This is a genomic window from Mangrovimonas spongiae, from assembly GCF_003944795.1.
Classification (GTDB): domain Bacteria; phylum Bacteroidota; class Bacteroidia; order Flavobacteriales; family Flavobacteriaceae; genus Mangrovimonas; species Mangrovimonas spongiae.
Window position 1 is genome coordinate 1 of the sequence record NZ_RWBG01000001.1, and the last position, 19,542, is coordinate 19,542.

Here is a 19,542-nt window from a genome sequence, read left to right on the forward strand (position 1 = left end):
TGCCAACAATGTGTATAATTCATTGCTTCTGATTTTCCTTTCGGAAAATCCTCGCGCTGAATTATTGTCTTTCTTTTTTAATAAATTAGTAATCTAAACACGCAACGAAATCATACACAAACCCGTTGGCACAAATATGAAAAAACGAATCCTGATATTATTCTTTTTAGGTTTTTGTATTTTGGGATGTTCTCAAAACAAGGAATCAATTTATCCGAATTTTATCGGACAAAATTTAAATTCAATTCAGAACAACTCTGACTGGAAAGTTTTAAAAAAATCTTCTGGAGATTTGAACAAAGATGGATTTAATGATTTTGCTTTAATACTTGAATCAAAGGATAGTGTTTTATTGAAAAGGTGTCCTGATTGTAAATTATTAAAAAACAAACCAAGAATTATTGTCGTTCTTCTAAATCAAAATGGTACAGAAAAGACAATCATTCAAAATAATGATTTCATCGCTCTTGGAGATGAAGGCGGAATGTTACCATATTTAGAACCTGAATTATCAATCGAAGATGGATTGTTAACTATCTATTATCAATTTACTCGCTCAAATCAATCCTACACTTTTGAATTTGATAAAAACCAAATGATAATTATAAAAGCAGAAAGTAATGGAGTTCATTCGGCAAGCGGAAATTTTGAAAATGATAAATATGAATTTAAAAAAGGAGAAATAATTTCAGAGACTGGAAATATATCACAAGAAAAAGTAAAAACTGAAATCATAAAATTCAACATCAAGCCAAAATCACTTTCAGAATTTAGAGAAATGTTGGAATGGAAAATAGCTGAAAATAAATATTTATAAAAAATACTTGTGCCAACAACGTGTATAATTCATTGCTTCTGATTTTCCTTTCGGAAAATCCTCGCGCTGAATTATTGCCTGTTATTTTTTACTAAATTAGTTGCTGAAACACGCAACGAAATCATACACAAACCGTTATGGGGTATTTAAAAACGAAAACAGATAATTGAGAGAAAATATATTTTTGACATTTTTATTTCTAACTTTTTTCCTTTCTTCGTGTGAAAAGGATAGAATATTTCAAGATTTTAAGTCAATTCACCAATCAAAAACACTTCCAAATTGCTCACATCCTCCGACTGAGTGGAATAATATTAATGATGAGATTATTTCAAAATGTCCAGAAAAGAATTTCGAATTTCATTTTGATATTGTAGATAAAAATAATTCTTTAATATTTTCGATAGGTAATCCTGATAAGATTGGAAATCTCATTTTTGACAATAATATCGTTTACTTTAAACCAAAACTGAACAATAAAAGATATATTTTATTTGACTTTTATAAAAAAGTTGGATCAAAATATAATGTCGAAAATTGCGGTCTATTGTCCAATGACATATTACAAATAACAGAGATTGAAAATAGAGACGATGAAATTATTTAAAGGATATCAGTATCTAAAAACAAATCTAATGTAAAATTAAATATTCCGAATCAAATAAAACTAAATACTAAATCAACGAAAATTAAAGAATTAAAAGTCTCATCTAAACGTGGTATATTAGAAATAAAAATGTTTGTTGATTGGGCAAATAAAATAGTTGAGATAAAAAACACCCCATAACACTGTATATAGCTCATAGCTTGGCAGTTGATTAACTCAAAGTTTGGGCGTATTTGGAAAGTCGCCAAATTTTTAAATTTGACAACTTTCCATTAAAAAATAAGTAGTAAATTTAAAATTTGGCTTGTTCTTAATCCGAAAATAATCGCTAATTTAGATGCTACGAGCCATATACAAAACCGTTGGCAACAAGCTGAAAACCGAAAATTATTGAGAAAAACGATTTACATAATAGCTTTGATTTTATTAATAATCGGAATTCCATTTTTTGAATTTATGGCTTTTAATTCAATGGTTAGTTTAAAATACGAAACCCGTGAATTGACTGATTGTATTTCTCTCGTTTCAGGAATTAATTTATGTCGAGCAATTAAAACATTTCACACTTTGGCAATTCTTTGCGGACTGACTTTTATTGGACTTTTAATTTATCGCAAACGGATTTTAAAAATCTAATCTTAATCTTGAAAAATGGGATATAAAAAAGTATGTTTAGATTGTCGAAAAGCTTATAACAGACCAGCCGATTTAGAAAAGGCTCATACCTCGATTTGTCCTCAATGCGAAAAACCAATGACTGAATTATATCATTTGTTTCAACCACCAAAACAAACTGATATAAAAAAATGGAACGTTGTAAAGTTTTTGGTAGAAAATGGATTTAGATATTATCATATTTGGGAACAAACATTGAGAGATGAAAGTAGAAAAATATATGGATATCAGAATTACGCCAAATATCCAGAAACAATGAAAGAAGCAAAAGAGTTTGTGGAAAGATATAAAGAACAAGCCATCAATGAATAAAAGCCAGTTGCCAACAATGTATAACCGCAATTACGGCGGATTCGACTACGTCCGAATCCACTCGGAATTGCTAAAGTCTGTGTCAAACCGAAAATTAACGCATATTAACCCGTAACTGACGGTTATACGAGACCGTTCTACGCAATTTGACCAACCAATGAACAAAGGATTAAAATATGGACTTCTGATTTTCGGAATTGTAATAATTACAGTTGTCGGATTTATTGGATTTGGACTTTACTCAATGGAAATTGAAGACCATTATGGAGATTATCAAACCATTTATTACAAGTCGAAAAATTCGGATATAATCGTAAATGAAGAAACATCTGAATTCGGAATTGTTGGAAAGAATTGGAAAAGGTTAAACGTTCGGACTAAAGAAAAAGATTCGACCGATTTATACACCTTTTCGAGTAAGGCAAGTTACTATTCAAACATAAAAGTATATCGACCAAAAACAGAGATAGAAAAAATAAAAAGAATGAATTTCAGCGATATTCAAAAACTGATTGCGGAAAACAAAATTGAATTAATACTTGAGCATCAGAATGAATAAACTAATCAAGAAATTATGGAAAATCATTCTCGGATTTTCTATCCTTGCGAGTGTCTTGATTTTCGGAATTATTTACATCCTAAAAGTTAACGGAATTACTGAATTTGATTCTGACAAACCAAAATACGAGCCTTTAGTTTCCAAAGACGATGAGCGAACACCTGAATTTGAAAAAGGTTTAGAAATATTCCTAAATGACTGTCGAAAGTGTCACGTTACAAAAGGACGACTTCATAATTATTTAGATGGAATTGTAGATAAAGTTGGAGTTGATTATTTAAAATTATACATAACAAAACAAGATTCGTTAACCGAAAATAAAGACAAGTACGCTTTAGCAATTAAAGAAGAATGGGGAAACCAAGCGAACAGTCATAATTTCAAATACTCGGAGAATGAATTGAATTTATTAATAGAATATTTAAAATAAAAACTGCGTAGAACAACGTGTATAGCTCATTGCGGCTGAATTCCTAATCGGAATTCATTGCAATTTGCTATCTTTGGTTCTACAGCGGAAAATCCTCGCGGATTTCCCGCAACGAGCCATACACAAAACCGTTGTACACAAGCTATGGAAACCAGCCGCACAAACAGCACATTTGGTTTTTCCACTACTAAAGCCAACGTTTAAAAACCAAAAGAGCTGTTTTTAGCCAACACCGAATGAGATGAGCAGACTACAAGAAATCGAGAAGGAATTAACTTCAATAAACGATGCCGTTTTCCAAGAATTATGTGACAGCTTTTTAAGCATTAGAAATAAAAACTACTCTGCCTTTTCAAGGACTGGAAGTCAAAGTGGAAAACAAAAAACTACAGTAGGAACACCAGATTCTTTTTTACTTTTACCAAATGGACAATATATATTTGTTGAGCACTCAACAAATATAACTTCTGGACTTTCAAAATTAAAAGACGATATAAATAAATGTATTGATGTAACTAAGACTGGTATTGAGTTAAATAAAATTTCTGAAATAATTTTATGTATTAACTTTAGTCTAAAGGCAGATGAAGTTGAGGAATTAAAAAATCTTCTATCTGGTACTTATATCCAACTTACTGTTTATACTCTAGACTCATTAGCTGTAGAACTTCATCTTCACCATCGAGATTTAACTCATCAATATCTAGGCTTACCTTTAGACACAGGACAGATTGTATCCATTAAACAATTCATAAAAGAATACAATAGTGCCTCAAAAGGTATTTCAACACCATTAGACAATACGTTTTTACATAGAGAAAAAGAACTTACTGAACTATGTAATTCCTTGAATGAATCAGATATTATAATTCTTACTGGTGCACCTGGAGTAGGAAAAACAAAATTAGCATTAGAATCTATTGATAATTTTCTTAAAGAGAACCTAGATTATAATGCTTACTGCATTTCTTATAAAAATCACACATTACTAAATGACCTTTATCAATACTTCAAAGAAGACGAAAACTATATTTTATTTGTTGATGACGCAAACAGGATAGATGCATTCAATCAAATAATCGGTTTTTACAAAACACCAAGAAAAGGTAAACTAAAAATCATAATAACTGTTCGTGATTATGCATTCCAAGAGATTGGATTATTATGTCAAGAATTTTCACCTCAAAGGGTTGATGTATACAAATTAAATGATGAGCAAATAAAAGATATTATTGAAGCTAAACCTTTTGAGATATTAAACCCTGAATATCAAAGAGTAATTATTCAAATTTCAGATGGTAATCCAAGGTTGGCTATTATGACTTCCTTATTAGCTAAAGCCGAACAAAATATTTACGTGCTTTCTGATGTTTCCGATTTATTTGAAAAGTATTTTTCCACATTTATAAAAGATGAAGGAGAATTTGCTAACGATTTAAACATTAAGATTCTCGGTATTATTGCATTTTTCTATACTATACCTTACAAGGACAGGGCTGTAACAGAATCTATTTTAGCAAATTTCAATATAGAATACGATGAATTCATTGATGCTATTGATATACTTGATAAACTAGAACTTGTTGAAATTCAGTTTGAACACATTAAAATACCTGAACAGAATCTTTCAACTTACTTTTTCTACAAAGCATTCATAAAAGATGATTTACTTTCTTTCGAGGTTCTACTAAGTAATTATTTTGAGTCCAATAATTATCGTTTTAATGATTGTGTAATTCCTGCCAATAACACATTTGGCCCTGAGAATGTAATGGAAAAATTAAAACCAAAACTTCAGGATTATTGGAAAACGATTAAAGGAGAGCATAAAAAGGCTTTAAAACTACTAGCAACTTTCTGGTACTATCTTCAGGACGAATCTCTAGCATATGTCTATGAATTTATTAAAGGCCTCGAGAAAGAAGAGACTGAAGATTACACTGTAACTTATAAGAATAATCAATTTGCATACGACAAGAACGATATAATTGAACTTTTAGGTGAGTTTTTTAGATTTCCGTCAAATTTAAAAGATGCGATACAACTCTCTTTCGAATATGTCAGAAAACAACCAAAACATCTACCTGAATTAATTCATAAAGTTAGAGAGAAATTAACTTTTGATGTTGAAGACGAAAAATATCGATTTGAAAGACAGAATGTACTATTTGACTGTCTAATTGAAGGTCTAAACTCAAACGATAAATTGTATTCAATTGCTTTTTTCGAGCTTTCAAAAAGCTTTATAGCTTTTAAATATCATCAAATTAAGGGAGGGAGAAATAATTCTATTACTTGGTATGATTATCCAATTCCAGCATCTCATTCCGTTAAAAATTTTAGAGAAAAAATATGGAATTCTTTGTTGAGCAATTTTGATGATTATCCAAAAGAATCATTTAATGTTTTATTAAGTCACCCAAGTGGCAGAAGAGACATAACCAAGGATTTATTAGAGTTTGATGTTAATTTTATTGTTGAAATAATTCAAAAAAAATTAAATAATGAATCGTTTGAGCATTGTAGATATGTGCAAAGACAAATCAAAGATTTACAAAGTAATTCAATTGACTTACCAATATTCTCATCTCTAAAAGAGCAGTTTATAAATGATATGTATAAAACATTTCTCTTAATAGATTGGAACAGAATTAGAGATAAAGAGATGTTTGAGTTTGATGATTTCAGAGAATACGATAGGTTGAAAGAAAATGAAATTAGGAAATCTTTCATTTTCAGCTCTATTGACGAGTTTAAAGGATTCTATAAAAGCTTCATTTATCTAAGTAATGTCAGCGATAATAATTGGAACTATAATAAATCATATGACTGTATTATTGACGAAAACCTTAATAAAAATTTTGAATTAGGTTTAGAAATGCTAATTGAAACTGTAAAAAAAGATAATGAGATTGGTTATTTACCGTGGGCTGTTTTTCGTAATCAATTAAATGATTCTGAGAAGGCATCAAAAATATGGAAATTAATTTCGGACTATAGTTTCAAATCAAAATTCCAATGGCAAATGTCATATTTCAATTATTTATCAACTTCTTTAATTGATGATGAAAAAGTAAAGAACTTATTAGAGACGGTTGAAAACATTGATGAGCGCTATACAATTCATTTTGATATGCTTCAAAAATATTTGGAAAAAGAGCCTAACTTATTCCAATCAATATTAAAGTTAGTACTTAAAAAAAATGAGGACGAGGAGTTCGATATATTGTTATGGATGGATTTGTATGACACTCATTTCGATAATCTGGGTGACGATTTAGATTTAGTTAAGAAAAGCTATATACAGCAAGATAAACTTCAAACTTCATTTGATTATGAACAAAAAAGTCTCTTAAAAATTCTCAAACTAGATTCAAACTTCCTTGTCGAATATATTGATAGCCTCTTTACTGAATCTAGTAATAGAATTTCTTCAGATAGAAAAAATCTACAGGTTATTTGGGAATTAAAAGATGCTGAAGAGCTATTAGTTAAGATATTTGATTTAATAATTGAAAAAGATACTTACTATGGAATACTAGAACATTTTTGTAATGCATTCTTCTGGAATTTAGTAGAGCCTCATAAATCAAGAGCTAACAATTTTATTGAAAAGTATGTAATTGACAATAACAAAGACACTAAGAAAATAGAAATTATTGTTGATATTATTAGGCACTCTTGTCAAGATATGTTTGAAAAAGTTCTTTTACTTTATATATCTCTAAATCAAAATGTAGAAGACTTTAGACTTCTTGCGTGGAGAGGAAATGGAACGAGTGGCTCAGGTGATGTAATACTTTCGGATATTGAGGCTGCTGATTGGAGACGAATACTTTCGATTGTCGAAAAATCAGACTTAGGCATTAAACTAATTCCAATAAAAAAATATTTAAATGACCGAATTGAATGGTGTTTAAAAAGTGGTGATAGAGAAAGACAAAGAAGATTTTTATCGAGATACTAATAGCCACCGCTTGAAGTCATACACATTTGCAATTCGCTACAGCCAAAACACAAGCCAAAAATTGCAAAAGAGTATGTCTTTACCAACGCTGGATGACAATCGGAAAGGAAAAAAGCCAGTGTACAACAACGTATATAAAAAATAGCGGTTTAATCGCTTAATCGAAAGAAAATGAATAAATTAAAGGTCTATTAAAATCCGAAAAGTTAGTGCTACAAATCCGCTACTTTTCATATACAAAACCGTTGTGCTTCATTATGACAAAACGCTCGGAATTGAATTAATATATGGAAATAAACGAAGATAGAATAGAAAAGGACATTGAGATTCTGAAAGACGGACCAATTTGCAAGTATTTCAAAAACGGAATTCTTGACGAAGATTTGAATTGGTTTAATAACAACAATTTCGAGATTATTGAAATGAATTGCCGGAATTGGAATCGGAGAAATGCTCATCAGAATCTAAAAATTGCTCTGAATTTTCCAGACTATTATGGAGAAAATCTGAATGCGTTTGCGGATTGTTTAACTGATATGTACAACAAAAGATACAAGGGGCTGATTTTAGTTTTTAGACGATATGACAATTTCGTAGAAGAAGACGGAAAATTTGCAGAAGCGATTCTCGACATCATAGCAAAAGAATCACGTGTTTGGCTTTTGACTGGACAAAAATTAATCGGACTTATACAATCGGACAATCCTGATTTGGACTTTCCTGAACTCGGTGGAACAAGTCCAAGTTGGAATGGAATTGAATGGCTGAATGAAAACAGAAAAAAATAACGAAAGCACAACAATGGCTATAAGTAATTGCTTGTTCTTGCCTACTTTGGAAATTCCGCAGGAATTTCCAACTTGGTGTGTACTTGCAAAGTTAAGTGCTAAACCACGCAACTACTCATAGCCCAACCGTTATCAGCAATAACAAACCTCAACACAGCACCTCAACTGCGCTACGCTTATTTCGGTGCGTGTTTCGGAATTGATACGAAAATCCGCATTTTTGCCAACAAAAAGGCTACCCGATTTTCTAATTGCTGATAACGAGTCGCAGATACCAAAAGAAAAACCTTGCAAGGCTGCGCCTTGTCTTAATATTTTATAAATGGATTCGACTAAATATGACCAAATACTTGAATTTATATCTAGGGACGAAAATTTAAACATTCTATGCAACAAACATTTATTACAAGAAAAAGTATTCCCAGACCTACACGTTGATGAAATAGTGGAGCTGATTGACCAAATGGAAATCATTAAACCAAAAGTTTTCAAAACACTTAATAGAGGAATGACCAGACCAATACAAGCTAATGGTCTAACAAAAAAGTTTTTGAAACAAGGTGGTTTTTCTAAAATCAAACACGAATTGTTGTTAGAACAACAAAAAGCACTTGAAAAAGAAAACCTTGAATTGGAAAAAACTAAAGTTGACCTTAAACTTGCTAAAGAAACACTTGAAGAATTCCCAAAAACTAAAAAAAGAGCTAAAGTTGCATACATAGTCGCAATACTTCTAGCATTTTTACAATTAGCAGAATGGATAGTATCACTAATGTCTTCTGATTAAGTGATTTTATTTTATCTAAATCGTTTCTCATAATTACTTATTTTTAAAATTAATTTATTATTGAATTTTTAAAACTTTAAAAAATTAAAACTTTAATAGGCTTGCCTATGTTTTAGACAATTACTTTATATTTACATAACCCATAATGAGGTTATAAATAATAATAACAGCTGATAACATCAGATATGTTTCATTGCTACGCAATTGGTTTTTCTTTTGTTCGTTGCTCTTAAAACTTCTACCACTTTAAAGTAAACTTTACGTGGCACGTTTTCCGCAACGAAGCATATCTGCGACTCGTTACCACACATTTGAAAAATGACAGCGATTATAGTATTTATATTGATAATTATTGGATTCAACTTAATTCCAGAGCTGACAAAAAAAGGATTCCCTAAAACGGAAAAACTAATCAAACGAATATTGATTTATGTAACGGTTACGTTTGTAATTCTGATAATATTGTCATTTAGCGGTCTAAAACTCAAAGGAATTTACTCAAACTTAATAATTGGACTGATTTTTATTCTGACAAGCCTTTTATATTTTGCAATTACGAAAAACACAACTCGGAAAATAGTTACTATTGTGGCTTTAATCCCATTGATTTTATTGAGTGCCTATTTTCAAGTTTTTAACGAAAACTTAGGTCGCTACAAAGTGACCAAAAACCTTAATATAATTATAAGTCGTGAAGGATTTTTAGCGTGTGGAGAAATAATAAGATTGACAACGCCAAAATTTTTGATATTTGACAAAGAACTGATTTATGACAGTAACCAATGTTTGCGAGGAATTTATAAAATAGAAACTGTTGAGTTTGACGAAAAACGAGCTGAATTTTTAATTTATCATAATAGAGATATGGATTCTGAAAACCCTTATGATTACGAAATTGAAAATAAAAACGTGTGGTAACACCGTATAATTCCAACTAAGGTTTTGTGTCCTGCGGACACAGACGCTCACGCGTCAAAGTCAGTTCTTTTTACTATCTTTAGTTTCCAAATTCCCTTAGCTGGGTAATTATACAAGACCGTTGGCTACAATCTAAAAAATGAGTGCTAAAATTACATTAGGGAAAATAATCGGAACTGAAAAAATCGCTCATATTTCAATAGTTAAAAACGGATTGAAATGCAATTGTGAATGTGTCGAATGTGGAGAAAAATTAATCGCTGTTAATAATAAAAATAACAAAAGAGAAATTCACTTCAGACACGAAATTGAATCTGATTGTAAAGGCGGAATTGAAACGGCTCTCCATCTTTTAGCAAAACAAATAGTTGCAGAAAACAATTCAATTAGACTGTTTGACAATACATTTTTCAACTATTCCAAATCTGAAATTGAAGTTTCACTAACTGACTACAATCCTGATGTAATAATTGAAAATATTGAATTAAATCAAAAATGGTTAATTGAATTGGCTGTTACGAGTTTCATTGGAAATGAAAAATTAGAAAAAATTCAAAGAGATAATTTAAACTGCTTGGAAATCGACTTAAAGAAAGTAGATAGAAAAATCAGTCCAAATGAATTAAAAGATATAATTCTAAATGACCTTGAAGTTAGGTCTGTAATAAATCAAGAAAACATAAGAACTGAAAAAGAGAAAAGTGAGGAAAACTATCTAATGTACATAATTGGATTTATAGCCTTAATCTTTGGACTAAGAAAAATATTTAGAAGAAAAAAACTGTAGCCAACAATGTATAACCGCAATTACGGCGGATTCGACTACGTCCGAATCCACTCGGAATTGCTAACGTCAGTGCTTAACCGAAAATCATTAACTTTAATCCCGTAACTGACGGTTATACGAGACCGTTGTACACAAGCTGAAAAATGAAAAATATTCCTAAACTTTATGATGTTACTCTTGAGGAAATAAATGAAACTCTGATTTTGGGAATTATTAAATCCATTTCTGAAAAAAGGAAATTTGTAATAACTCCTCTAAACATTATGGGAGAAAGCGGATTTCCTATCGCCGACCAAACGGAAGTTTTAAAAAATAAAGCAAAACGGATAAAAATAAAACGGATTTTAGCGGACTTAAATACTCAAGGAATAATAGAAAAGAGAGTTTCCAAGCAAGATTATTTAGGAATGAAAGAAACCGCATATAATCTGATTTAAAAAAAAGCCAGTGTACAACACCGGCTATAATCCATTGCTAATTATGGCAGAAACAGAAAATTCACTAACTTTAAAAACTATGATTCCAACTCGGAAAATCCTGCGGATTTTTCTCGCAACGGAATCATAGCCAAACCGTTGGCTACAATATAAAAACAGAGCGCAAATTGACTTTCGGAATAGCACAATATACTAACTTAACTCAAGAACAAAATAATTGGATTAATGACTTATCTGTTGAGTTAAAAACGTTTTTTGAAAATCGGAATTATGGTGAAGACCTAAACCAACTCTATTTCGGACTAATAACTGTGAAACCTGAATTTGACCAGTTTTTCAAAAAGAAAAGACCTAGATATCGACCAGGTGAAAGAACTTCATATGTGGACGGAATTGAAATAAAGTCAAATAATTGCGTGGAAATTGATTGTAAAATTGAGTTTAGCCAAGTTTCGAATTTAAAAAAGGACGAGCTAATTGAAAAAGTGTGTAATGAAATACTGACTGAATCTGATAGCCTAACTCGATTATCAAAACTCAAAAAATTTGACTTTGAATCTTATATGTCTGATTTAAAAAATTATCTGATTGACAAAAAGTATACTAAATAAAAATACTGTAGCCAACAATGGCTATAATTCATTGCGACTGAAATTCCTTTCGGAAATTAAAAAACCCTTATTTATAAGGGGTTTTAGTTAAAAAGGCAACAATAAGGCAACAAATATTTGATTATAAGAACTAATCAAAGGAAAGAAATAATAGATAAAATTAAGAACTTATTAAACGATAAAAATAAAACCGTTCGTGTAGAACGGTTTTATAATTTAAACATCAACCGTTAATTAGCTGTTCCAGAGCCTAAATAAACGCTGTTTGAGACGATACTACCATCAGCAGTAATAAATGCCATAAAAAGCTCAACAGTATCACCTGCATAGGTACTTGGAATTGTAATGATTTGAGATCCTACAGTTCTATCAGCACCATCAAGAATATACATTGATTCTTTTTTACTTGGATTGTAAACTAAAATCATTGCTTTATCAGTTGCATTTGCATTACCTTCAGCAGAGTTATCATCCCAAGTAAATTCTACTTGTCCCGCAGTTGCTAAATCTGTTGCAGGGTTCAATGCTCCAGATAGATTACCTCTACTTAATAAAGCTAAAGAATAATCTACAGTAAAGTTTGGTGCAGCTCCTGTAATCGCATTATTCAATACATAAGACATTGCTGCATTAAACTCTGTTTTTTGCACCGCATAAGATTTATACCCTTTCTTGATAAAACCTAAATTCGGTTGAAGATACTCCAAAGTAACAGTAAACTTGTTTCTTTGGTTAACTTGTCCTTCTGTTCGTGGATTTGCCACATTTGAAGGCTTAATTCTCAAATAGTCAATACCTTTCCAAGAAGCACCAACTACGTTTCCTACTTTACCTGATACACCGCCCAGGATTCCTTGTGAAATAACACCCATTGTATATAAAATTTAAAATTAATACTTGTTCGAAGTTGGTACGGACTTGGTACGGTCTTTAACCAACACAAGTAATATATGGCAAATACTATGCTAATAGATTGATTTGGTTTTTGTTGCCCTTTGTTGCCCGATTTTGCTTTTTAGAAAATAGATTTTGTATGTATGACACTTTTAAATCTGCCATTTTTGAAATTACTTTTTGAAGTTCAGCTTCTTTTTTACAAATTGCTGACACTATATTAATATGCTTTTGTAACTCAAATTCATCACTTAACAACGAGGTGTAACTATTTTTTAAGGTGTTTCTGCAATCATCTATTGAGATAAATGGAATAACACTCCCTTTTAAATAATAAGCATAAAAACCGCCTATTTGCAACATCATTGATAAATGGTAAAGGGTTTGTTTTTCTTCTTCGGTTGATGTAGATACAACAAAACAATTAGGACAAGGATTTATTAAAGGCTTTCCGCAGTTTTGCCCTTTGTTCAGAATAAAAAAATGAGGTTGCGAGTAGGTTCTTCCGATTTGGTGTGTTTTCAGTTCAAAAGTTGACATAGCTATCCAATTTAAAATTGCTTCGCTACGCTTCGCACCATTAATTTTTTAAAAGAAAAACAATAAAAAAAGAAAGCCGTATGTTCTTGTGGCGTGGATATGGCTGTCAAGGTTTTTGGAAAAAATACTACCCTCTTTTTTTAATAATATTGGGGTGGAGATTTTTTTCAAAACCCGTAGGGCGTGACCTTTATAGCCTTGCGCGTTGGCTGTGGTAGCCACATATATTTGCTACCTTTTTTTATTTATTTTTTGTTGTTCTAAAACATCTAATATGTCTTGTTTTTTGTAAAAAATTCTGTTGCCCATACGAATTGGATTTAAAATGCCGTGTTTATTCCAGGAATGTATTGTTACTAAACTTATCCTTAAATAATCAGCTACTTCTTGTCTTGTTAGGATTTCATCATTTTGTTTTTTAGATAATTCTTTAAGGTAGTTTTCAATTTTAAACATTAGTTTATCTGCTACCGCATCTGCTAACTCATCTATTGTAACCTCTGTGATTTGGATTGTTTTTGTAATCATCTTGTTTTCTTTTTAGTTAATTGATTTCCACTTTTTGGGGCATAAACTCTTAAAAAAATAGGTTACAATACGTATTTGAGCATTGGATGAAGCGGTTGTATGGGTAGCGTTTTAAATAGTTGTTTGATAAAACAGCATTTAAACAAGCTACTTATACAGGATTTATAGGCAATAGCTTTTTGTTTTTTTGAGGTACGAGAAAAAGCAATATGCTATGGCTTATTACTACATTTTATGAACCTATTTTTTTATAACCGCTGACTTGGGTGGTGGGGAAAAGTGGTCTTTTATATTTGTTAACGAAATGAAACAAACAAAGACTTGAGGTAAGGAATAATTGGACTTAACGATGGTTTTGTGCAGCTTGAATGAGATAACGAATATGCTTCATTTTAATCTAAAATTTCAAATGGTTATTGTTTCAATTTAGTTCGGATTTTTATTAAAAGTTCGGATGTGAGCGTGGGAAAAGCGGCTATTTTACATAATGGCGTTATAACTACAGCTTTGGTGATGCGGTGGGTGTAGCGGCTGCTATTATAACTACCCGTTATGTAAACATAGCTTGGGGTAGTTTTTGGTGTGAGGGATGGCAACAGCTCTTTGCTTTTTTATTGTACTACTTTTAAAATATAATAGCAAATAAAATAAGCAATGTGCTGTGTGAGGGTTGGCAACCAAAAACTACAAGTGCGGTGGATAGCGGAACAAAACAAAAGACAGAGGATTTTGAGGTACGAAAAAACTGGGTTTTGGGTTGTGGGGACAATTACCAACTCATTCGTTGTAATCTAACTGCATTTAAAATTGCTAATAATGCTACTCCTACATCTGCAAAAACTGCTTCCCACATCGTGGCTAATCCACCTGCACCGAGAATGAGGACAATAACCTTTACACCAAATGCCAGCCCAATATTCTGCCAGACAATTCTTCGCGTTGAACGACCAATTTTAATCGCTCTTGCAATCTTACTGGGTTGGTCGGTCTGTATGATAACATCGGCTGTTTCGATGGCAACATCACTTCCCAAACCACCCATCGCAATACCTACACCACTTGCTGCCAAAACGGGTGCATCGTTAATACCATCGCCAATAAATGCTACTTTGGTTTCGGGTTGTTTTTTGAGCTCTTCAACTTCATTGAGTTTATCTTCAGGCAACAATCCACCTTTCGCCCAATCAATATTTAACTCTTTTGCAACTTGCCGTGTAATAGAGTCCTTGTCGCCTGATAGCATTATAATTTTTGAAATTCCGGAATCTCGAATTTGTTTAATGGCTTGGTGCGCATCATCCTTTAGTTCATCTGCAATGGTTACATAACCTGCAAAATTTCCATCAATGGATACCATTACGATGGATTCTACAATACCATCTGTTTCCGAGGGGACTTCTATGCCATTTGAGGTCATCAAAGCTTTATTACCTACCAATACCGTTTTACCATTGACCGTTCCTTTTAAACCTTTTCCTGCAACTTCTGAAACATCGGTCGCCTCGTAATCCGAACCGTCTGCTTTGTATTCGAGAATCGCTTTTGCAATAGGATGGGTAGATTGCTCTTCCATTGCCATCAGGTATTTCATAAATTCGGCTTCCTCAAATGTGATGGAATTGATTTCTTTGATTTTAAAAACCCCTTTGGTAACGGTTCCTGTTTTGTCCATTACGACCGTGTTTACTTGGGTCATTGCATCTAAAAAGGATGCACCTTTAAAAAGAATACCATTGCGCGATGCCGCACCCAAACCGCCAAAATAGCCGAGAGGAATAGAGATGACCAACGCACAAGGACACGAAATCACGAGGAATATCAACGCTCGGTACAACCAATCCCTAAACACATAATCATCTACAAAAAAGTAAGGTAAAAACGTAAGTCCGATGGCAAGGAATACAACGATAGGTGTATAAATCCGAGCAAATTTTCTGATGAACAATTCGGTCTTTGATTTTCTGGCGGTTGCATTCTGTACCATATCCAGAATTCGTGCAATGGAACTATCTTTAAATTCCTTAGTAGTCTCGATTTCGATTACGCCATCAAGGTTGATACTTCCGGCAAAAACGGTATCGCCCTTAGCAATAGTATCAGGTTTGCTTTCGCCTGTCAAGGCAGCAGTATTAAAAGAACCCTTTTCAGAAAGCAGAATACCATCAAGCGGAACTTTTTCGCCTACACGTACCTGTATCTTTTCGCCAATTTCAACAGTCTCGGGATTTACTGAAACAAAGTCGCCATCACGATAAACCAAAGCTTCATTGGGTCTTACATCGAGTAAGGCTTTTATATTTCCTTTCGCACGGTTAACGGCCGCATTTTGGAAGAGTTCGCCCACAGCATAAAACAGCATTACGGCAACACCTTCGGGATATTCGCCAAGGGCAAATGCACCTAAAGTGGCTATGGACATTAAGAAGAATTCCGTAAAAAAATCACCATTTTTAATACTTTTCCAGCCTTCTCTTATCACCGGAAAACCTACAGGGATATAGGCTACCGTGTACCATACTACGCGAATCCATCCTTTGAAGAAAGGAAACGCATCAAAGTAATCAATAGCGATTCCGGCTATCAACATCACAAAGCTGAAAATAGCCGGTAGATAGGTTCTAAAATTTGAAATTTCTTCAGGGCTGCTATGGTTATGGCCATCGTCGTGACTGTGCTCGCCTTGTTGTTTTTTTGGTTCTAAGTCACGTAAGTTTATTTTTTTCTTTTTCATATGTTCTAATCAAGTTTGATATCATTTTAAAAACTACTTCGATAATTTCAATATTCTCAATGCACCGCGCATTACAAAAGTGAAAACGATGCCGCCAATCACTAAATCGGGCCATTTACTATTCAGAAAATAAACCAGCACCCCAGCTACTATAACACCACCATTAACAATAATATCATTGGATGTAAAAATGGCACTTGCCTGCATATGAGCCTCTTGACTCTTTGCCTTGTTGATGAGCCAGAGCGATATCAAATTACCTGCCAATGCGAAAATTGAAACGATAATCATCCATTGAAACAAGGGTGTTTCGGTATTGCTAAAAAACCTTCTCAAGACCTCTGCAAACCCAAGTGTTGCCAATGCCATCTGAAAGTATCCGCTGTATTTCGCAACCTTCTTTTTTCTTGAAATGGCACCGCCTACCGCAAATAGGCTTAATGCATATACGATGGAATCTGCCAGCATATCTAATGAGTCTGCCACAAGACCCATCGAAGAAGAAATCCAACCGGTGGTCATTTCGATAACGAAAAAGCCAAAGTTGATGCCCAAGACCCACCATAGGATTCTTTTTTGTTTGGATTGGTCTTCCATTACGGGTGGTTCGGCTTCTGTGGTTCCTTCTAAGGAATCCCCAAGTTTTAAGCTGGCTATAGACGTTTTTATCGCCTTGACGTCGTCCACGTGATATACTTCCAATTTTCTGTTTGGAATATCAAAATCCAAGTGTTTTACTTGAGCATAAGACTCTAACTTCATCCGAATCATCTGCTCTTCTGAAGGGCAGTCCATTTTAGTTATTATAAAAGTGCTTTTTTTCAAAATCAATCTAATTTGTTCGTTTGTTTATTAAAGTAAATTACTGCTGCATTTTTCGCATATTCCCGTAACCACGAGATTAACATCCTCTGCCAAATATCCATCTGGCAAATTGATATGCGGGATTTTTTGTTCCGTTAAACAAACTGTTTCGTCACAGTTAGTGCAATGAAAATGTAAATGCAAATCCTGTTCTATTTCACAATTACAGCCTTCTTCACAAAGTGCGTATTTAGAGATTCCAGTTCCGTCATCTATGTGATGCACCACGTTTTTTTCTTCAAACGTTTTTAGGGTTCGGTACAATGTGGTTCTATCCGCTTTTGCGAAAGCATTCTGAATATCTGTCAGGGCGATGGCGGCATCCCTATCGGCCATATACTTATAAATCAAGATGCGCATTGCGGTGGGACGCACGTTATGGTCATTTAATGTTTTTTCAATTTCAGTCATTTTGTGCGGTGTTATAATTGATATTTTTAGCTTTATTGTAGGCTTCATAGCCTTCTTTTGCCGCATAGGGCACGATAAGTAATGCCGCCACAGGATCTGCCCACCACCAGCCTAACCAGTTGACCAATAGCAATCCTATAAGTACGACCACGGTTTGGTATAAGCAAATAAAGGTGTCTTTAGCATCAGCCAGCAAGGCTGGACTGTCCAGTTTCTTTCCATATTTTCTTTTGAAATATATTAGAATTGGATTTACAGCGAGGGAAACCAATAATATAATCAGTCCCATCGTGCTCCAGTTTGCGGTTTCTTTATTTATAAGCTTTGTAATGGAATCGTAGGAAATGAAAATACAGATGAGCGTAAAGGAAACTGCAATTACGTTTAACGTGATTTTTTGTCTTCGTTTTACTTTTTCTTCATCGATACCTTTAATCTCGCCGTGTAGTCGCCAGCCTAATGTTCCCGCACTAACCACTTCAATCGTGCTGTCCAATCCCCAACCTATCAGAGCCGAACTATTTGCCGTAAATCCAGCAATAAGCGAGACCGCAACTTCAATAACATCGTAGATGACGTTCCAAATCTGTAAGGTTCTTGCTACTTTTAAGTTTTTCTTTCTTTTTTCTTTCATTCCATTTTAATCATCGTCACCAAGTTCCCCTTTTTTCATCTCTCCCATAAGGTAATAGGCATTATTATATGCAACTAAAGTACCTTCCGAAAGTGGCTCCAGCAGTTTAATTTCAACCCAACCATCTTCATTAATCCCCGTTCTCACCTGTACTGGTTTTAGTTCCCACTCGGTTTTACTATCTTTCTGATGCTTTTGGGCCGTAAAGATGTAAGGATTTCCCTCTTCTTCAATCACTGCCTCTTCCGGTAATGCAGTTACCGCATCTTCTCCTGTTCTAATTTTTCCTTTGATATACATACCAGGAATAAGATAATCTTTCTTATTATCTATTTCTGCATGTACGTGTACCGCTTTGGGGTTTTGTTCAAATTGTTTTCCCACGGAATAAATCTCTCCCGTTAAATTACTTCCAGGAACCGATTCCAGCGTAAAAGAAATTTTTTGACCTTCTTTAACCTTATAAATATCTTTTTCAAAAACCATTAGATCGGCATGAACATGTTCATTATCAACTACCATAAACATACTGGTTTGTGGTTCTACATATTGGCCAATTTGCACCTTTACTTTTTCTATATAACCTTCAATAGGACTAACTACCGGGATATATTCGTAAAGTTCCCCATTTCTAACCCTGGAAACACTAAGGTTTAACTGACGTAATTGTGATTCATATCCACGTACTTCACCTTGTACAGACTGATAATCTGCCTGTGTTTGTTGAAAAGATTTCCCCGACCCTACTTCGGCTTCATATAATCGTTTTTGCCTTGCAAATTCCTTTTCCAAAAACTGCATCCGGTTATAGGCGTTAATATAGTCCGTTTGGATTTTCGTCAAAGTAGGATGGGAAAGGTACGCCAGTATCTGACCCTTATTAACTTTATCCCCTTCAATAACTTTTATTGAATTTATATTGCCCCCTAAGACGGCCGTAACTGTAGCTTCGTATTGAGGCAGCACTTCTAGTTGTCCATTGGCTTCCACTATTCCTGATAATGCTTTCTTAGGTAAGGTATCTAATTTGATTCCCAAACTATTAAATTTCATCTCTGAAAGATGTACCGAGCGCATCCCGCCTTCTTCTTCATTGTGACCTTTTGTTTCTTTAGAATCCGATGCTTTAGTCTCCTGAGTATCTTTTTCCGAATTAGAATTTTCTTCACACCCCAAAAACAATGTAAGTGATAAGGCAAGCATTAAAATATTTATTGATCTTATGTTCATATCGTTTTCTTTCTT

Annotated in this window: 20 protein-coding genes; 12 read left to right on the plus strand and 8 right to left on the minus strand. The window is 33.3% G+C overall.

The genetic code is table 11. From position 1 onward, the window contains the following. The first annotated feature begins 136 nt into the window (after positions 1-136). From EJA19_RS00005 to EJA19_RS00065, 12 genes are all read left to right on the plus strand, one after another. Positions 137-817 carry a hypothetical protein gene (locus EJA19_RS00005; protein WP_125466292.1) on the plus strand — a complete coding sequence of 227 codons (681 nt, stop codon included), beginning with the start codon at positions 137-139 and terminating at the stop codon, positions 815-817. Between the two features lie 166 nt (positions 818-983). After that, entirely contained in the window at positions 984-1,424 is a 441-nt protein-coding gene (locus EJA19_RS00010; RefSeq protein WP_125466293.1) for a hypothetical protein, read from the plus strand. A 651-nt stretch (positions 1,425-2,075) separates the two neighbouring features. Then, positions 2,076-2,411, plus strand: a complete 336-nt coding sequence (locus tag EJA19_RS00015; protein WP_125466294.1) for a hypothetical protein — start codon at positions 2,076-2,078, stop codon at positions 2,409-2,411. 157 nt (positions 2,412-2,568) lie between these two features. Next, positions 2,569-2,970, plus strand: coding sequence for a hypothetical protein (locus EJA19_RS00020; RefSeq protein WP_125466295.1), 402 nt, complete (start codon positions 2,569-2,571; stop codon positions 2,968-2,970). After that, positions 2,963-3,400 (plus strand): c-type cytochrome, encoded by a 438-nt coding sequence (locus tag EJA19_RS00025; RefSeq protein WP_125466296.1) that lies wholly within the window; start codon positions 2,963-2,965, stop codon positions 3,398-3,400. The genes EJA19_RS00020 and EJA19_RS00025 overlap by 8 nt, the downstream gene beginning before the upstream one ends. 241 nt (positions 3,401-3,641) lie before the next feature. Continuing rightward, positions 3,642-7,367: an nSTAND3 domain-containing NTPase gene (locus EJA19_RS00030; RefSeq protein WP_125466297.1), complete on the plus strand. Its 3,726-nt coding sequence runs from the start codon at positions 3,642-3,644 to the stop codon at positions 7,365-7,367. Between the two features lie 287 nt (positions 7,368-7,654). Further along, entirely contained in the window at positions 7,655-8,155 is a 501-nt protein-coding gene (locus EJA19_RS00035) for a barstar family protein (RefSeq protein WP_125466298.1), read from the plus strand. Positions 8,156-8,477: 322 nt separating this feature from the next. Continuing rightward, positions 8,478-8,942, plus strand: a complete 465-nt coding sequence (locus EJA19_RS00045) for a hypothetical protein (protein WP_125466300.1) — start codon at positions 8,478-8,480, stop codon at positions 8,940-8,942. Between the two features lie 318 nt (positions 8,943-9,260). Continuing rightward, complete coding sequence (locus EJA19_RS00050) at positions 9,261-9,860, plus strand: hypothetical protein (protein ID WP_125466301.1); 600 nt, start codon at positions 9,261-9,263, stop codon at positions 9,858-9,860. Between the two features lie 139 nt (positions 9,861-9,999). Next, positions 10,000-10,647 (plus strand): hypothetical protein, encoded by a 648-nt coding sequence (locus EJA19_RS12760; protein ID WP_240640168.1) that lies wholly within the window; start codon positions 10,000-10,002, stop codon positions 10,645-10,647. Positions 10,648-10,790: 143 nt separating this feature from the next. Then, positions 10,791-11,084 carry a hypothetical protein gene (locus EJA19_RS00060; RefSeq protein WP_125466302.1) on the plus strand — a complete coding sequence of 98 codons (294 nt, stop codon included), beginning with the start codon at positions 10,791-10,793 and terminating at the stop codon, positions 11,082-11,084. A gap of 167 nt (positions 11,085-11,251) precedes the next feature. Continuing rightward, the gene (locus EJA19_RS00065) at positions 11,252-11,695 is read left to right on the plus strand and encodes a hypothetical protein (protein ID WP_125466303.1); all 444 of its coding nucleotides are present in this window, start codon (positions 11,252-11,254) and stop codon (positions 11,693-11,695) included. 230 nt (positions 11,696-11,925) lie between these two features. Here the strand turns inward: EJA19_RS00065 and EJA19_RS00070 are convergent, their stop codons facing one another. The 8 genes from EJA19_RS00070 to EJA19_RS00105 form a co-directional block, all read right to left on the minus strand. After that, a complete protein-coding gene (locus tag EJA19_RS00070; protein WP_027885438.1) occupies positions 11,926-12,567 on the minus strand; it encodes a DUF6266 family protein in 642 nt (213 codons plus the stop codon). A gap of 88 nt (positions 12,568-12,655) precedes the next feature. Further along, positions 12,656-13,129 (minus strand): DUF6943 family protein, encoded by a 474-nt coding sequence (locus EJA19_RS00075; RefSeq protein ID WP_106676381.1) that lies wholly within the window; start codon positions 13,127-13,129, stop codon positions 12,656-12,658. Positions 13,130-13,360: 231 nt separating this feature from the next. Continuing rightward, positions 13,361-13,657 (minus strand): helix-turn-helix domain-containing protein, encoded by a 297-nt coding sequence (locus tag EJA19_RS00080; protein ID WP_125466304.1) that lies wholly within the window; start codon positions 13,655-13,657, stop codon positions 13,361-13,363. Between the two features lie 769 nt (positions 13,658-14,426). After that, positions 14,427-16,388 carry a heavy metal translocating P-type ATPase gene (locus EJA19_RS00085; RefSeq protein ID WP_125466305.1) on the minus strand — a complete coding sequence of 654 codons (1,962 nt, stop codon included), beginning with the start codon at positions 16,386-16,388 and terminating at the stop codon, positions 14,427-14,429. Between the two features lie 33 nt (positions 16,389-16,421). Beyond that, on the minus strand, positions 16,422-17,213 hold the full coding sequence (locus tag EJA19_RS00090; RefSeq protein ID WP_181898143.1) for a cation transporter: 792 nt from the start codon (positions 17,211-17,213) through the stop codon (positions 16,422-16,424). A gap of 27 nt (positions 17,214-17,240) precedes the next feature. Then, positions 17,241-17,663 carry a Fur family transcriptional regulator gene (locus tag EJA19_RS00095; protein ID WP_125466306.1) on the minus strand — a complete coding sequence of 141 codons (423 nt, stop codon included), beginning with the start codon at positions 17,661-17,663 and terminating at the stop codon, positions 17,241-17,243. Further along, a complete protein-coding gene (locus EJA19_RS00100; RefSeq protein ID WP_125466307.1) occupies positions 17,656-18,297 on the minus strand; it encodes a cation diffusion facilitator family transporter in 642 nt (213 codons plus the stop codon). Before EJA19_RS00100 ends, EJA19_RS00095 begins: the two co-directional genes overlap by 8 nt. A 6-nt stretch (positions 18,298-18,303) precedes the next feature. After that, positions 18,304-19,527: an efflux RND transporter periplasmic adaptor subunit gene (locus EJA19_RS00105; protein WP_240640169.1), complete on the minus strand. Its 1,224-nt coding sequence runs from the start codon at positions 19,525-19,527 to the stop codon at positions 18,304-18,306. Between the last annotated feature and the right edge of the window lie 15 nt (positions 19,528-19,542).

What these genes read in the sequence shown, in the direction of transcription:
- EJA19_RS00025 (WP_125466296.1), top strand. Translation starts at nt 2,963, where the DNA reads ATGAATAAACTAATCAAGAAATTATGGAAAATCATTCTCGGATTTTCT.
- EJA19_RS00005 (WP_125466292.1), top strand. Translation starts at nt 137, where the DNA reads ATGAAAAAACGAATCCTGATATTATTCTTTTTAGGTTTTTGTATTTTG.
- EJA19_RS00020 (WP_125466295.1), top strand. Translation starts at nt 2,569, where the DNA reads ATGAACAAAGGATTAAAATATGGACTTCTGATTTTCGGAATTGTAATA.
- EJA19_RS00015 (WP_125466294.1), top strand. Translation starts at nt 2,076, where the DNA reads ATGGGATATAAAAAAGTATGTTTAGATTGTCGAAAAGCTTATAACAGA.
- EJA19_RS00050 (WP_125466301.1), top strand. Translation starts at nt 9,261, where the DNA reads ATGACAGCGATTATAGTATTTATATTGATAATTATTGGATTCAACTTA.
- EJA19_RS00100 (WP_125466307.1), bottom strand. Translation starts at nt 18,297, where the DNA reads ATGAAAGAAAAAAGAAAGAAAAACTTAAAAGTAGCAAGAACCTTACAG.
- EJA19_RS00030 (WP_125466297.1), top strand. Translation starts at nt 3,642, where the DNA reads ATGAGCAGACTACAAGAAATCGAGAAGGAATTAACTTCAATAAACGAT.
- EJA19_RS00095 (WP_125466306.1), bottom strand. Translation starts at nt 17,663, where the DNA reads ATGACTGAAATTGAAAAAACATTAAATGACCATAACGTGCGTCCCACC.
- EJA19_RS00045 (WP_125466300.1), top strand. Translation starts at nt 8,478, where the DNA reads ATGGATTCGACTAAATATGACCAAATACTTGAATTTATATCTAGGGAC.
- EJA19_RS00070 (WP_027885438.1), bottom strand. Translation starts at nt 12,567, where the DNA reads ATGGGTGTTATTTCACAAGGAATCCTGGGCGGTGTATCAGGTAAAGTA.
- EJA19_RS00080 (WP_125466304.1), bottom strand. Translation starts at nt 13,657, where the DNA reads ATGATTACAAAAACAATCCAAATCACAGAGGTTACAATAGATGAGTTA.
- EJA19_RS00035 (WP_125466298.1), top strand. Translation starts at nt 7,655, where the DNA reads ATGGAAATAAACGAAGATAGAATAGAAAAGGACATTGAGATTCTGAAA.
- EJA19_RS12760 (WP_240640168.1), top strand. Translation starts at nt 10,000, where the DNA reads ATGAGTGCTAAAATTACATTAGGGAAAATAATCGGAACTGAAAAAATC.
- EJA19_RS00075 (WP_106676381.1), bottom strand. Translation starts at nt 13,129, where the DNA reads ATGTCAACTTTTGAACTGAAAACACACCAAATCGGAAGAACCTACTCG.
- EJA19_RS00085 (WP_125466305.1), bottom strand. Translation starts at nt 16,388, where the DNA reads ATGAAAAAGAAAAAAATAAACTTACGTGACTTAGAACCAAAAAAACAA.
- EJA19_RS00060 (WP_125466302.1), top strand. Translation starts at nt 10,791, where the DNA reads ATGAAAAATATTCCTAAACTTTATGATGTTACTCTTGAGGAAATAAAT.
- EJA19_RS00105 (WP_240640169.1), bottom strand. Translation starts at nt 19,527, where the DNA reads ATGAACATAAGATCAATAAATATTTTAATGCTTGCCTTATCACTTACA.